13 protein-coding genes and 1 other RNA gene are annotated in these 15077 nt (G+C 57.0%); 6 read left to right on the top strand and 8 right to left on the bottom strand.

Annotation, left to right across the window (positions count from 1 at the left end):
- Window positions 1–83: 83 nt before the first annotated feature.
- Window positions 84–953 carry a pirin family protein gene (locus EAO82_RS08275; protein WP_096346107.1) on the top strand — a complete coding sequence of 290 codons (870 nt, stop codon included), beginning with the start codon at window positions 84–86 and terminating at the stop codon, window positions 951–953.
- A 24-nt stretch (window positions 954–977) separates the two neighbouring features.
- On the opposite strand, the gene recR is transcribed toward EAO82_RS08275, so the two are convergent.
- From recR to ffs, 4 genes are all read right to left on the bottom strand, one after another.
- Window positions 978–1592: a recombination mediator RecR gene (gene recR, locus EAO82_RS08270; RefSeq protein WP_096346108.1), complete on the bottom strand. Its 615-nt coding sequence runs from the start codon at window positions 1590–1592 to the stop codon at window positions 978–980.
- Window positions 1593–1621: 29 nt separating this feature from the next.
- Window positions 1622–1948 (bottom strand): YbaB/EbfC family nucleoid-associated protein, encoded by a 327-nt coding sequence (locus EAO82_RS08265; RefSeq protein WP_096346109.1) that lies wholly within the window; start codon window positions 1946–1948, stop codon window positions 1622–1624.
- 36 nt (window positions 1949–1984) lie between these two features.
- The gene (dnaX, locus tag EAO82_RS08260) at window positions 1985–4060 is read right to left on the bottom strand and encodes a DNA polymerase III subunit gamma/tau (RefSeq protein WP_096346110.1); all 2076 of its coding nucleotides are present in this window, start codon (window positions 4058–4060) and stop codon (window positions 1985–1987) included.
- A gap of 133 nt (window positions 4061–4193) precedes the next feature.
- Window positions 4194–4290: signal recognition particle sRNA small type (gene ffs / locus EAO82_RS08255), an RNA gene on the bottom strand.
- Between the two features lie 212 nt (window positions 4291–4502).
- Between ffs and EAO82_RS08250 the strand changes: the two genes are divergently transcribed.
- Together EAO82_RS08250 and EAO82_RS08245 are read left to right on the top strand one after the other, a co-directional pair.
- Entirely contained in the window at window positions 4503–5561 is a 1059-nt protein-coding gene (locus EAO82_RS08250; protein ID WP_096346111.1) for a YbhN family protein, read from the top strand.
- Window positions 5561–7771 (top strand): glycosyltransferase, encoded by a 2211-nt coding sequence (locus tag EAO82_RS08245; RefSeq protein ID WP_218838586.1) that lies wholly within the window; start codon window positions 5561–5563, stop codon window positions 7769–7771. The genes EAO82_RS08250 and EAO82_RS08245 overlap by 1 nt, the downstream gene beginning before the upstream one ends.
- 105 nt (window positions 7772–7876) lie before the next feature.
- Here the strand turns inward: EAO82_RS08245 and EAO82_RS08240 are convergent, their stop codons facing one another.
- From EAO82_RS08240 to EAO82_RS08225, 4 genes are all read right to left on the bottom strand, one after another.
- A complete protein-coding gene (locus tag EAO82_RS08240; RefSeq protein WP_096346113.1) occupies window positions 7877–8089 on the bottom strand; it encodes a DUF1328 domain-containing protein in 213 nt (70 codons plus the stop codon).
- A 128-nt stretch (window positions 8090–8217) separates the two neighbouring features.
- Window positions 8218–8448: a hypothetical protein gene (locus EAO82_RS08235; protein ID WP_096346114.1), complete on the bottom strand. Its 231-nt coding sequence runs from the start codon at window positions 8446–8448 to the stop codon at window positions 8218–8220.
- A gap of 273 nt (window positions 8449–8721) precedes the next feature.
- Window positions 8722–9645 (bottom strand): AEC family transporter, encoded by a 924-nt coding sequence (locus EAO82_RS08230; RefSeq protein WP_096346115.1) that lies wholly within the window; start codon window positions 9643–9645, stop codon window positions 8722–8724.
- Window positions 9645–10307 carry a thiopurine S-methyltransferase gene (locus EAO82_RS08225; protein WP_096346116.1) on the bottom strand — a complete coding sequence of 221 codons (663 nt, stop codon included), beginning with the start codon at window positions 10305–10307 and terminating at the stop codon, window positions 9645–9647. The genes EAO82_RS08230 and EAO82_RS08225 overlap by 1 nt, the downstream gene beginning before the upstream one ends.
- Before the next feature lie 112 nt (window positions 10308–10419).
- Here EAO82_RS08225 and EAO82_RS08220 point away from each other — a divergent pair, with 112 nt between their 5' ends.
- From EAO82_RS08220 to cueR, 3 genes are all read left to right on the top strand, one after another.
- The gene (locus EAO82_RS08220; protein WP_096346117.1) at window positions 10420–12168 is read left to right on the top strand and encodes a potassium/proton antiporter; all 1749 of its coding nucleotides are present in this window, start codon (window positions 10420–10422) and stop codon (window positions 12166–12168) included.
- 91 nt (window positions 12169–12259) lie between these two features.
- Window positions 12260–14677: a heavy metal translocating P-type ATPase gene (locus tag EAO82_RS08215; protein WP_096346118.1), complete on the top strand. Its 2418-nt coding sequence runs from the start codon at window positions 12260–12262 to the stop codon at window positions 14675–14677.
- Window positions 14674–15072, top strand: coding sequence for a Cu(I)-responsive transcriptional regulator (cueR, locus tag EAO82_RS08210; protein WP_096346119.1), 399 nt, complete (start codon window positions 14674–14676; stop codon window positions 15070–15072). Before EAO82_RS08215 ends, cueR begins: the two co-directional genes overlap by 4 nt.
- Window positions 15073–15077 lie beyond the last annotated feature (5 nt).

Here is a 15077-nt window from a genome sequence, read left to right as displayed (position 1 = left end):
CGATTTAAAGCGGGCATTTTTTGCACTATTTAATCGATTAATCCCTCTTTAGACTAATGACATACCTTAATAGGAGATATGTCATGTCTACCTCAGTTAATCGCGATCTGGTTGAAGTGCTGCTGGGCCAAGCCGCGTCAGATGGTGATGGCGTCAAGCTCAAACGCGTGTTCGGTGGCAGTGGTGCCGAACGCTTTGACCCTTTTCTGATGCTCGATGAATTTGGCTCCGATGAAGCAGCCGACTATGTTGGCGGCTTCCCATCGCATCCGCACCGGGGCTTTGAAACCGTCACCTACATGCTTGAAGGTCGCATGTTGCACGAGGACCACCTGGGCAACCGCGGTTTGCTCGAACCGGGCGGAGTGCAGTGGATGACCGCAGGCAAAGGCATTATTCATTCGGAAATGCCGCAGCAGGCCTCTGGTCGGATGCGCGGCTTTCAACTCTGGGTGAATCTGCCTGGCGCGGAAAAAATGCAGCCTGCGTCCTATACCGACTTGCCCTCTTCCAGCGTCGCCGAGCAACGGCTTTCCGGTGGAGGCATGGTCAGAGTCATAGCGGGCGAAATCGACCTGGGCAAGGGCTCCATATCCGGCCCCATCACCGGCAAAAGTACCGAGCCGCTGTATCTGGATCTGCACCTGCTACCGGGCGAGCGCGTTGAGCTGCCGCTGTCCATGCACCTGAATGCCATGCTTTATGTCTATGAGGGGCAGGTCACACACCACGGCCGCGAACAAGATAAGCCATTGGACAAGAGCCGTCTGGGTCGGCTGGGCCCCGGCAATCGGATAGCAATATCGGCTGGAAACGAGGGCGCGAAAGTGCTGGTGATTGCCGGCAAGCCGTTGGGCGAACCCATAGTGCAGTACGGCCCGTTCGTGATGAACAGCAGAGAAGAAATCGAACAGGCGCTGCGCGATTATCGCGACGGACGCCTGGCCAGTTGAGGCAGGCGTCAGACAGGGCCAACGTCAGAGGATTGGCGTTCGCCCTGCCAGCGCATGGGCCAGCGTGCCGCCATCAATATATTCCAACTCGCCTCCCAGCGGCACACCGTGCGCAATGCGCGACACCTTGATACCTCTGGGCTTGAGCAAGTTGGCAATATAATGCGCGGTCGCTTCGCCCTCGACCGTCGGGTTGGTAGCCAGAATCACCTCGGCTACCGCGCTTTCCTCGATCGCTGATCTCTCCACGGCTTCGAGCAGCGCGGGAATACCGATCTCTTCAGGACCCAACCCGTCAATCGGCGACAGTTGACCCTTGAGCACGAAATAGCGCCCGTGGAACCCTCCGGCCTGCTCAACTGCCCAAACGTCCGCAGGGCTCTGCAGAATACACAGCAAGCTGCTGTCACGTCGTGGATCACTGCAGATGGCGCAAACGTCGTGCTCGCTCAGGGTGCGGCAACGGCTGCAATAGCCGACACCATCCATCGCGGCGTGCAAAGCGTCGGCCAGATGCCGAGCCACATCGCGGTCACGTTCCAGCAAATGCAGCGCCATACGCTGGGCGGTCTTTGGACCGACTCCCGGCAAGCCGCGCAGGCCATCAATCAAACGGCGAATCAAAGGGCTGAAACTCATTTAGCAGCCTTGCACAAATAGTGGATAAATCAGAAAGGCATCTTGAAGCCGTCAGGCAGGTTCATACCTTGGGTCAGGCCGGCCATCTTTTCCTTGTTGTTGGTTTCCAGCTTGCGCACTGCATCGTTGAAAGCAGCCGCCACCAGATCCTCAAGGATCTCCTTGTCTTCGCTCATGAGGCTGTCATCCAGACTCACCCGTTTGACGTCATGCCGACCATTCATAATAACCGACACCAGACCAGCACCTGATTGCCCGGTCACTTCGGCATTAGCCAGCTCTTCTTGCATTTTCTGCATCTTTTCCTGCATTTCCTGCGCCTGCTTCATCAGCCCGGCCATGCCGCCTTTCATCATGATGCTGTCCTCGTTTCAAAGGTAAGGTAATTAAATTCAGGGTTTCGCCGCGTCAATCGGACGAATACTCTCAGCGCATATTTCTGCAGAAAACGTCTGCATCAAGCTCATGACCAGCGGATCCTGACGAATGCTCGATTCCGCCTCCTGCTGACGCTTGAACTTGCGCCTGGCAGCCGCGATCGCTGGCGTTTCCTGCTCTGGCGCTGTGGTTTTGACCTCCAGCGTGATGCTCAGGTTCAAATGCTCATTGATTGCCTGCTGCAGCCGCAGCCGATGGTTCTCGTTATACAGCGCGCTGTGTCCGGGATCCAGATGCAACGTCCAGGCATCAGCAGATCGCTCCACCAGCTCGCAATGCGCGGCGATGCTCTGTGTCAGACCACTGAGGCCCAGCCCCAGAAAGATCTCCAACCATTCAGCAGCCAGGCCGCTGGCAGGCGGTAGATCGCTGATAGTGTCCTGCGCCTGGACCACCTCTTCAGCCAGAGTCTCGGCAGCCTCCGCTTCAGCCTGCCAGTCGCCCAGATATTGGCTGATATCCAGCGCTTCATCAGCATCCACATCAATATTATCGTCAGCCGCATCATCGTCCGGGATAGCCTGCAGCCATTCCGCCGGGGGCTCTTCCAGTGGCGGCTTCACTGGCACCCCTGCCTTCAACGGCTGCCCAGAGGGCATGCGCGTACTGGTGTCTGCCGAAGCCGCAGTCAACTGCGGCGCAGCAGAGCCGTCAGCCTGTCCAGCGTCTGTAACCGGTTCTACTGCAGGAGACGAGTTAGCAGCCGCAGTGGCCGCGACGGCAGGGGTTGGCTCACTGGTGTCCGGCGACGCACTTACCTTGGGCTCAGCGCGCTCAGTCGGTTCATGCCGGACTTGGTGATCATCAGCAGCGGCCGTGGGATGGGTCTTGGCAACATCCCTACCGGAGGCCAGTACGGGAAGCGGGGATTCAGCCTTGGCCTGGCTGAGCCCCGAGGACTTTCCCGGCGGCGCCGAAGAGGGCGCGGCCGAGTCCTGTGACAGACTGCCCGGCCGAAACGCCAGCATGCGCAGCAAGGCCATCTCGAAGCCGCCACGCGGGTCGGGCGCAAGCGGCAGATCGCGACGGCCATGCAGCCCGAGTTGATAGAACAACTGCACATCTTCGCCACTCAAGCGACCCGCCAGATCCAGAATGCGCTCCTGGTCACCCAGGCTGTTGTCAGCCGCAGCGGGTAATACCTGGGCGATGGCCACGCGCTGCAAGGTAGAGATCAGTTCTGCCAATACACCAGCAAAGTCCACACCTTGCTCGGCTAGCTGGGCCACGGCAGCCAACACGCCGGGCGCATCATGGCCCGCAAGCGCGTCGAGCAGACCGAATACCTGGCCGTGATCGATAGTACCGAGCATCGAACGCACATCGGCAATCTGCAAAGCACCGTTACCGAAGGCTATGGCCTGATCAGTCAGACTCAAGGCGTCGCGCATGGAACCATCGGCGGCGCGGCCGAGTAGCCATAACGACTCCTCGTCGAAGCGGATCATCTCCTCGCCCAGCACGTGCTTGAGGTGATCGACAATCTTCTCCGGCAGCATGTTCTTCAGCGAGAACTGCAAGCAACGGGACAGTACGGTTACCGGGAGTTTTTGCGGGTCGGTAGTCGCCAATAGAAATTTGACATGTTCCGGAGGCTCTTCCAGCGTCTTCAGCAACGCATTGAAACTGTGGCTGGAGAGCATGTGCACTTCGTCAATCAGGTAGACCTTGTAACGGCCTCTGGACGGCGCATATTGCACGTTGTCGAGCAGTTCACGGGTGTCTTCGACCTTGGTCCGGCTGGCCGCGTCGACTTCAATCAGGTCGACAAAACGGCCCTCGTCAATCTCTTTGCACGCGGAACACACGCCACAAGGTTCGGAGCTGACGCCGGTTTCGCAGTTCAGGCATTTAGCCAGAATACGCGCGATGGTGGTCTTACCCACACCGCGAGTACCGGTGAACAGGTAGGCGTGATGCAGGCGGTCATGATCCAGGGCATTGATCAGGGCCTGCAAAACGTGGGTCTGGCCGACCATTTCACGGAACAGGCGCGGACGCCATTTACGGGCAAGTACCTGATAACTCATTGGATGTCTGTAGTCCGGTCTGATCTGAAGGCAAGCGCTACTGTACCCAAAGCGGGGCGACATTGCGAGATGCACGACGGCGAGAAACAAGAGAGTAAAAGCGAGAAATAAAGCGGGATATATTGGGTGGCAGCCCCGCCAGCCACACCCCGGCACACGATATAACCGCTGTGGCTGCTCCCTTCCGGGCCTGACCAGGTTAACGGCGAATCATTGCGAGGGGACCGACAGGGCCACCATAACAAACCCGTACTGGACGGGCCGCGCTATTGTAACGGCTTGGCGAGAACTTACAAGCCGTTGCTGTCGCCAACAGCATCCAACGCATTGCCCGCATGGTGAAAACGCCTTTCAAACGGGGAGCAAGAAAATGGCCTTTTAGTATTCGGACCCACGAGGATTCACGTTAAACTGCATTTTGCCCTGATAAAGTGAACGACCCATGCCCCGTAGCTCCAAATCCGCACCACTTCAACCTGGTACTTCGGTGGGTCGGCTATTCGCCCTCGCCTGTCTGTTTGTGGGTTTTGCCGCTTTGGGTACCTGGGCTGTCTATGACCAGTTCGCCGGCCAGAGCCTCAGCTTTGATATGCGCCTGCTGCAGTGGTCCACCCTGCTACCCATTGCTGTATTGCTGGCCGTCTACTTCGCCGCAGACGGACTACGGCTACACTTCACCTTGCGCGCTTTAGGCGAGTGCCTGCCGTTAAAGCGCATATTCAGTCTGGTTTTTATCAACATCTTTTTTTCCAATATCACACCTATGGCTACCGGCGGCGGGTTTGCTCAGATGTGGTATCTACAACGCCACGGTGTCAGTCTCGGCGTCGCCGGTGCCGCGACTACCATCCGGACATTACTTGCCGTGATCTTCATTTTCACCCTGACCCCAGTCTTTCTACTGACCTCGGAAGTGCTTCGCGACCAGGCGGTAATTGGCGCCATAGGCGGCTGGCTGGCACTGTTGATTGCGCTGTATCTTGGCTTCTTCGCACTGGTACTGCTGCGCACACGCTGGCTGATCGTCCCGCTGTCCACCCTCTTCAATGCCGCTCGCCAGCTGCATCTGATCGACAGTGCAAGGCATCGACGCTGGCAATTCAAACTGCGGCGCGAGATGCTGCAATTTGCCCGCAGCTTCAAGCACTACATCGGCGGCAATCGCACAGATGTGCTTTTATCGATCGTCTTCACCTGTATTTTCCTGCTCGCGCTGTTCAGTTTTCCAGCGCTGCTGATTGCCAGCCTGGATTACGATGTCGACTACCTGATCAGCGTTGGGTTGCTGGTGGTCACGACCTTCATCATGTATTTCTCGCCTACCCCTGGCGCTTCGGGTATTTCCGAGGGCGTATTTGGTAGTTTCTTCAGCACGCTACTAGGAGTCGAGCATCTGGTGTTGGTCACTATCAGTTGGCGGGCGCTGACTATTTATCTGGGCATGGTGGCTGGGCTGATCATGATGCAGATCGAATTTGGCCGTCAGCGGGACATGCAGTGATGCGAAAGCGTCCCTTCAAGGCGCTGTTCTATCTGAACATCGCATTGGTCATCGTCCTAATCGGCTATAAAGGCTATTTGAACCTGTCAAAACCCGAATTTTCCGCTGTGCATACTCAGCAACTGCTGGAGTTGCATAGCAAACTGGGAGATGCCGAGCAATTCAGTTTCGCCGTGGTCGGCAATATCAATAACTCGGTCGGTGTGTTCGAGCGAACTTTCATTCCGCTACTGAATGAGGGGAACACTGACTTTCTGGTCTCAGCTGGCAACGCCGTAAGTGCCGGCGGTGAAGATAAGTACCGCGCGCTCTACGGTACTTTAAGCCACCTGCAGATTCCCTATCTGCTGACCTTCGGCTCCAATGAATACGCCAATTTCGGCAGCTTTCGCTTTTATGAGCACTTCGGCCCGCATTTCTTCTCGGTAGCGCTCGGAGACAGCCGACTTATTTTTCTCGATGGCACTGGCAAAACCCATTTCCGCTGGCAGCTTGAATGGCTCACCGACCTACTCGGTAGTGACGATGCCGCGCATACCTTCTTGTTTATCGGCTACCCACCCCTGCACGTCGAGGACAACAGCCTGCTGATTGAGGACGACGACTTCCTGGCACCTGCCGAATTTGTCGATCGCCTGATGACGCTGGTTAAGCAACATCAAATCGACCTGGTATTTTCGGCCAACCTACCCATGTATTCAGAGCGGGAGATTGCCGGGACTCGTTTTATCACCACTGGCGGCGCGGGCGGCCTGATACTCAATGATGAGAGCAGCTTCTATCACTATGTGCGCGTGCAGGTCAGCGCTTCAGGCGTCACCACAGAACTGGTGCCAGTAGAGATTGGCCAGCACCCTCTGTTCAAAAAGCTGGAAAGCCTGTGGTTCTTTATCTACTCGTTGTTCTATGTGGGGTTCGTCAATTTCCTGCTGATATTGGGGTTGATGAGCCTGTTGGCAATGCGCCTGTACACTCTGGTCTTTGTTGGCCGCGACTATTATCGCAACTTTGACATCAATCCCGCGCCCTGGATCGAAAAGCCTGTCCGGGTGGCGATGTTCACCAATAACTACCTGCCCTTTATTGGCGGCGTCCCTCTGTCCATCCAGCGCCTGTGCACAGGTCTGCGAGCGCGCAGCAATGAAACCCTGATCGTCGCCCCACGCTACACCAAGCAACGCGACGACGAGCCTGGCGTAATCCGCCTGCCATCACTGTTATCCCTGGGTTCTCGGCAGGAGTTCAGACTTGCCAATATCTTCGCCCCTCGTATTTACCGGCAAATCAAACAATTTCGTCCGGATATTATTCATCTGCATCACCCGATCTGGATTGGATCGCTGGGGTTGTTTATCGGTCGGCGCCTTGGCGTGCCAGTGGTCTACACCTACCACACGCGTCTGGAACATTACGCTCACTTTGTGCCGTTGCCCGGCAATCTGTTCCGCAACCTGATTTCACATTCCCTGATCAAGCGGTTCGCCAATAAATGTGACGGCATTGTGGTCCCCACATACTCCGCCGAAGAATATTTACGCATGATCGGCGTCAAGACGCCGACCTTCGTCCAGCCTACCGGGATAGATTTTCAGCGTTTCCAGGCGGTTGACGAAAGCGAGCTAGCCGCCCTGCGCAAAGAGTTGAGGATCGGGCAGGAGATCGTGCTGATCAGTGTGGCGCGGCTGTCGAACGAGAAAAATATCGATTTCATGATCGATGCCGTGCAGCAGTTGCGCCTGGAGATGGAGCAACCTTTCAGGCTATTGATGATCGGCGATGGGCATCAGCGGCAACGCCTGCAAAAGCGCATCGACGAGTTGCGATTGGGGGCCTGGTTTTCGCTGATAGGCGCGGTCGATCCGGCGCAGATAGCCACTTACTATCGTCTGGGAGACTTGTTTGTATTCGCTTCCAAATCAGAAACTCAAGGCATGGTCATCCTGGAAGCCATGGCCGCCGGTATGCCAGTGGTCGCCATACGCTCAAGTGGTATTGATGATGTGATCGAGCAGGGGGTAAACGGCTTCAAAACGCCGGAGAATCAACGCCTATGGCAGGCGGAAGTGGCAAAGCTGATATGCGACGCTGATCTGCGCCAGCGAATGGGCAGTAACGCTCGGAATTCTGCCAAGGCGCATTCAGTTGATCAATTCGCGATGGAAATCAAAAGCATCTACGCCGAAATACTTGCCCAGCAGCCTGATCGATAGATCTCATAGTTATACTAACTAGTTCGGCTAGATCGTTGGATTAGATAGCTAGACCAGATAGGTGCGGTTGCAGCTATCCAGTCTAAACGTACCTTGTAGCAGCAATTACCAGTTAACCGAGGTAGCACGCGGCAGACTGGTGCGTTGCATGCGAATGCGTCGGCCCATCCCGAGGATGAACGACAGCACGAACATCAACATGAAGACAACGAATAGAAATTTACCGGCCGCCGCTACAACGCCTATAGCCGCCCCGCCAAAACCTACAATCGCTGCAGCAATAGCCACAATCAGAAAAGCAATAGCCCATACAATCATCGTTCTACCCTCCCAACACTCTCAGTTTGATGGACCGCCTCTAAGGCTCTGACGATCACAATGATTTACCGCAAACCTTCTGGATCAAATTTCCCTGATAGAGTTATTTCTCTTAAAACCCAGCTGTCTCAAAACACCCAGCTTGATTTTTCACTGCCAAACGGACGGAGGCTCTGCTCAACGCTCGTTCTTTGCAGCTGATCGCTCGCCTGCTCACGGATTTCGGCTGGCAGGCTGGATTGAACCGGATAGATGCGCTTCTGTTCGGGGCTGTTGCCGCCACTAACCAGCAGCATGACTGTTGCCCCAGTCAATAACATTGTTGCGAAAACGCCTTGCCCGAGATCCTTGTACTTCATCTTGTTCTCCCCTGGTTCTAACCAGCATCGGCTGCTTGTGGCTGCCAATAGTTCTGTTACGTACATAGAGGATTGCACGCTGCGTGCCAGACTTTATTTATTAAATTATTGTTTAAATTCAATATCTTAAAAAACATGCTCACTCATCCGAATAGGCATCATGCACGACGTGCCGATTTGGCGGATTGCATTTTGCACGATATATCGAGAGCTGGAACGAGATGGGATAGTCCGGCAAGAGGCTCGCGCCCGACAAAATGTAGCGAATTTAGTTCAGCTACTCAGAATCCATGAAGCCATAAACGGGATATAGATGAGCGCGACCAATGTACTCAGCAGAGTAGCGCCTGCCACTTGCCGCGGAGAGGTGTTGAGTAAAGTGGCAATAACGACGGTATTAGCCGCGATGGGCGTAATTGAAATCAGAAACACGGCTCTGTAGACCGGCAGTTCATATAGCTGGAAAAAACGGCTATCTACCCACCAGAAGGCCAGGGCAAGCAGCGGCCAGGAGATGAATTTGCCGAAAAATGCCAAGGCCGTGAAGCGCAGGTCGCCGGCCAGACCGCGCATGCTGAGGATACTCATGCCAATGATCATCATACCTAGAATGCTGTAAGCGCCACGCAGGTTGTCAAACAACGGTACCAGCACCTCCGGCATGCCAATCTCTGACAGATTGAGCGCTACTGCCAGGGCGAAAGCATAGATCGCGGGCAGACGGGCGACTTTCAGCAGACAGTCGCGAACACCGAACCGGCCACGTGCTGCGAGATAGAAGCCCACCGAGTTTTCAAACAGCGTGGTGCCGAGCATGCAAACAATATAGATGCTTAACCCCTGCTCACCGAACAGCAGCAACGCCACCGGGATACCGAAGTAGCCGGTATTACCGGTCCCTACAGACAGTGGAATCAGATTGGCGACTGGGTCCTTGAGCCAGCGCCGGGCGACTACCAGATGGACCAGCGCCAGCATCGTGCAAAATGCAAAGACCAGAAACGGCAGCATGATCACACTGAGGGAGAGCGGCGCGGCCATGACCCCGGCAAAGATGACCGACGGCGTGACGATATACAGCATGATGCCCGCGATATGACTACCGCTGGCTTGCAAATAACGTCCTGCCAGCCAACCGAGCCCCACGGTTATATACAGAGGCAAAAGCTTGTAGAGCAGAATCAGCGCGGCGCTCATCAGGCCACGGGTGTCCTGATGATGTGATACACCCGCTCACGTAACTGCGTCATACCTTGTTGGCGGAACAAGGCGTGATCCGCCAAAACGTCCTGATCATCCAGCTGAGTCACGTCGCAACCGGCAAACAGGGCTCGCACCTCAGCGTCAGGGACACTGAAAGGCGGGCCGGGTCGCTCGGCTTGCGGGTAATCCAGGGTCACCAGCAGCATCTGCCAGTTCGCAGGAAGGATTGTGAGCATGTGAGTGACGTAGCGGGCGCGCATGTCTGGCGGGAGCGCGATCAGCGCGGCTCGGTCATAGACTGCGGCGACCCGCTCGATATGCTCTGGCTGCACGGCAAAGAAATCGCCCGCAAACAGCTGCATGCCCTGCCCTTCGGCCACATCAAATGGTTCTTCACGGCGCCAGTGCAAGGCCAACTGATTTTCCTGGACAAAGTCGTCCAGTGCGCTACGCGACAGTTCGATCCCTGTCACCGAGTGACCATGATCACGTAGCCAGAGCAGGTCGAGACTTTTGCCACACAGCGGAACACATACCGCACTCCCTGAGGGCAGCCCCAGCTGCGGCCACCAGCGGACCAACAATGGGTTGGCTCTGGATTTGTGAAAACCAATCTCACCGCGCTGCCAGCGCTCGTGCCAGAAATGGGCGTCCATTTCATTTACCTTCAGGTTGCAATCGATTGACTATACAGCAATTTTTAAACGCATCAGGCTGTTCAGGATATAGTATGAACTGATTCAACATCAGGACGGACCAGCCACCCGTATGGATTATATAAACACCCTATTCTTGATCGGCGCCATGCTGCTGTGTGCCAGCATTCTGGCCAGCTCACTGTCATCCCGGCTGGGCATCCCCTTACTGTTGATATTCCTGATCATCGGCATGCTCGCTGGCGTAGACGGTTTTGGCGGGATTGCCTTCGACAACACCTCCACCGCCTTCATGATCGGCAGCCTAGCGCTGGCCATCATCCTGCTCGATGGTGGTATGCGCACCCGGGTAGAGAATTTCCGCGTCGGGCTGTGGCCCGCCATGTCGCTGGCGAGTATTGGCGTGGTGATAAGCGCCGGATTGACGGGCATGCTGACTGCCTGGCTGCTGAATATCCACTGGCTGCAAGGCTTGCTGCTGGGCGCCATTGTTGGCTCTACCGACGCTGCAGCGGTATTTTCATTGCTGCAGGGCAAGGGGCTGAATCTGAAGCAGCGCGTAGGCGCAACGCTGGAAATTGAATCAGGCTCGAACGATCCGATGGCGATCTTCCTGACCATTACCTTGGTGGAGATGTTGTCCTCGGGACAGGAAAGCTTCAGCTGGAACTTTCTGTTGTTGCTGGTTCAGCAGTTTGGCATAGGCGGTCTCTGCGGATTGGCTGGCGGAATGCTGCTGGCCTGGCTGGTCAATCGTGTGCACCTGGCGACAGGTCTCTACCCCTTGCTCATCACCAGCGGCGCGATTCTGGTATTCGCTTTTGCCAACAGCATCGGCGGCAGCGGTTTTCTGGCCATCTATCTGACGGGACTGGTGCTGGGCAATCGACGCGTACGCAACTTGCAAAACATATTGCATGTGCAGGATGGAATGGCCTGGCTGAGCCAGATCGGCATGTTCCTGATGCTCGGCCTGCTGGTGACCCCCAGTGAAATGATCATCATCGCTGGGCCGGCCGTCGGCATTGCGCTGTTTCTGATTCTGGTGGCGCGCCCGGTGGCGGTACTGATCTGTCTGGCGCCCTTCGTGTTCTCCTGGCGCGAACGCCTGTTTATTGCCTGGGTGGGGCTGCGCGGTGCCGTGCCGATTATCCTGGCGATCTTCCCGCTACTGGCCGGGCTTGAGCAGGCGCAATTGCTGTTCAACGTCGCCTTTGTGGTGGTGCTGGTATCACTGCTGTTGCAAGGCTCCTCGCTGCCACTGGCCGCTCGCCTGTGCAAAGTGGAAATCCCGCCACAGCCAGAGCCGATGCAGCGCACCAGCCTGGATATCGCAGTCGATGGCGATTACGAAGTCATGATCTACCAGTTGGATAACGCCAACTGGTGTGTCGGGGTGCAGTTGAAGCAACTCACCATGCCCGCGGAATCGCGCATAGCCGCAGTGTTTCGCGGCAGCCACCTGCTGCATCCTTCCGGCAGCACACGGCTGGCACTGAACGATGTGTTATGCATTATCGGCAGCCCCAAGGATCTGCCAGCGTTATCCCGACTGTTCAGTAAGGCGCATACACCTAGCTACCTGGAAAACCGCAAATTCTTCGGCGACTTCATCCTCGAAGGCGACGCGCAGCTTAGCGCGGTGGGTAACTTCTATGGCTTCGAGGTGCCGCCTGAATTGGGTGAACTGACCCTGGCGGCATTTTTCAGCAAGCAGTTTGGTGGCCACCCGGTGGTGGGCGACCGGGTGGAATGGGAGGGTCATACCTGGGTCGTTGCTGCGCTGGATAACGACCTGATTCTCAAGGTCGGGTTGAAGCTTGGCAGCGGCTCGGGGAAGCCGCCGATGGGTTTCATCTAGGCCGGCGGTAAATCCCTGTGTACGTTTTTCCTTGACCTTGACATGATGTTAAGGTGCACAGTTCACGCTGGTTCAGCTACGAGTAACCACCATGACTTCTATCACCCTTCCTATCAACGGTATGACTTGTGCTTCCTGCGTGAGCAGGGTCGAGCGCGCCCTCAACGCAGTGCCCGGCGCTTCCATGGTGCAAGTCAATCTTGCTTCCGATACAGCCTACCTGGAGCTTGACGACACCAACCAGCTCAGCGCCGTCAGCACCGCGCTCGACCAGGCCGGTTATCAGTTGGGGACTGAAGCCAAGCAACTGAGCATCGAAGGCATGAGCTGCGCCAGCTGCGTCCGCCGCGTAGAAACGGCGCTGCTGGCAGTACCTGGCGTGCTCGGCGCCGAGGTCAACCTGGCCAGTCAGCAAGCGCGGGTCATGTACCTGGCAGGGATGCCGACCGACGAGCTATTCAGCGCTTTGAAAAAAGCCGGCTACCCTGGGCGCTGGTTCACACCTGCAACGGCTGAAGAGCAAGACGTACAAGCCGTCAAACTGAAACGCGAACGGCGCCACGTCATTTTTGCCGCCTTACTGAGCGCCCCCTTGGCCCTGGGCATGTTCCCCGCCCTGTTCGGCTATCACCAGCTCATGCTGCCGCCGCTACTACAGCTATTGCTAGCGTCAATAGTGCAGTTCTATTTCGGTGCACGCTTTTACCGTGGCGCCTGGCATGCCCTGCGCAACCGAACCGGCAACATGGACCTGCTGGTCGCCCTGGGTACGTCGGCAGGCTGGGCGTTAAGTAGCTGGCATGTCTTTACCAGCCCGGCCGGCGTAATGCCTGAACTGTATTACGAGGCCTCTGCAGTGATCGTCAGCTTCGTACTGCTGGGTAAATACCTTGAAAGTCGCGCCAAGCGCCAAACGCTGGATGCCATCCGCGCCCTTACAGCCCTGCGCCCGGACATGGCTCGGCTGCGCACGGCTGACGGTGAGCAACTGGTGCCGCTCGAGCAGATTGATCTGGGTGATCAAGTCCTGATTCAGCCCGGCGAACGCATTCCTGTCGATGGCATCATTCGCGAGGGCGGCAGCCATGTGGACGAATCCATGCTCACCGGCGAAAGCCTGCCCGTCAGCCGTCAGCCCGGAGACTCCGTCAGCGCCGGAGCGATGAATCAGGATGGCATGCTGGTGGTTGAAACCACCGCCATCGGGCATGACACCATGCTCGCCAGAATTGTTCGCCTGGTGGAAAGCGCCCAGGCCTCCAAAGCGCCGATCCAGCGCCTGGTGGATAGAGTGAGTGCGGTTTTTGTGCCCATTGTATTGCTGATAGCGGCATTGACCTGGGGTGTCGGTAGCCTCTGGTTTGGCGGCGAACAGGCGCTGCTGAACGCGATAGCCGTGCTGGTGATTGCCTGCCCCTGCGCACTGGGCCTGGCAACACCGACAGCCATTATGGTCGGTACTGGCGTTGCTGCACGCCATGGCATTCTGATCCGCGATGCCCAGGCGCTGGAACTGGCCCACAAGGTTGATACCGTGGTATTCGACAAAACCGGCACGCTGACATTAGGCAAACCCAGTCTGGTCGCATTTGCCGCGCTGGGCGCCCTCGCACAAACACCGGAAGAGGAACAAGGCTCGGCATTGATGCTGGCGGTCGCGCTACAACGCAATGCCGAACATCCGCTCGCCCAGGCGTTGTTGGGCTATGCCAATGAGCGCCAGGTGAATGCTCCCGCCGCCACGGACTTTCGTGTTCATTCCGGGTTAGGCGCAAGCGGGCTGATCGAAGGCCAGCGCGTATGGCTGGGAAACCGGCGGCTGATGGCTGATCTGAAAATAAACCTGGGAAGCTCGGCCCGGTTGACTGAACAGCATGAGAGCCAAGGCCATACAGTGTCCTGGCTGGCAGTTGAAGGTGCATCAGAACCGATTGCGCTGATGGCATTTGCTGACACCCTGAAGCCCGAAGCGCTGCGCACCATTGATCAACTGCGCGAACTGAATATCGACAGCTGGTTAATCAGCGGGGATAGCCAGGCCGCCGCCCAGGCTGTAGGCGCGCAATTGGGCATCAGGCATATCGAAGCGCAGGTGCTGCCAGAAGACAAAGCGCGGCATATACAACGCCTGCGCGACCAAGGTCAGGTGGTGGCGATGATCGGCGACGGGATCAATGACGCGCCGGCGCTCAGCGCCGCCGATGTCGGCATGGCCATGTCTACCGGCACCGACGTGGCCATGCACAGCGCCGGCATCACCTTGATGCGCGGCGACCCACAGTTGGTACCAGCGGCGCTGGACATCTCGCGGCATACCTGGCGCAAGATCCGTCAGAACCTGTTTTGGGCCTTTGTTTACAACAGTCTGGGCATACCCTTGGCTGCCATGGGCTTGCTCAGTCCGATGTTGGCAGGCGCGTTAATGGCGCTGAGTAGCGTCAGCGTGGTATCCAACGCATTGTTGCTCAAGCGCTGGAAACCCCAGCACCGAATAGCGGAGAGCGTATGAATATCAGCCAGGCCGCCAAGGTCAGTCAACTGACACCGCGCATGATTCGTCACTACGAGAGCATTGGCTTGCTCGGCGCTGCCGAACGCAGCCCGGCGGGCTATCGACGCTACAGTGAACGGGATCTGCACAGCCTGCGGTTTATCCATCGCGGGCGTAGCCTGGGCTTCAGTATTGAACAGATCAGCCAGCTACTCGCGCTGTGGCAGGACCAGGAGCGCAGCAGCGCCGAGGTCAAGGCGCTGGCGCAGGTGCATTTGCAGGAGTTGGAGGAAAAGATTGCCGGCCTGCAAGCCATGCATAACGCGCTGAGTAACCTGGCGGAATGCTGCCATGGCGATGCGCGGCCAGACTGTCCGATTCTGGATGGGCTGGCCGACAATCCTTTGGGCTGAAAACA

The organism is Halopseudomonas pelagia (assembly GCF_009497895.1).
Classification (GTDB): Bacteria; Pseudomonadota; Gammaproteobacteria; order Pseudomonadales; family Pseudomonadaceae; genus Halopseudomonas; species Halopseudomonas pelagia_A.
This window is presented reverse-complemented; position numbering and strand designations above follow the sequence as displayed.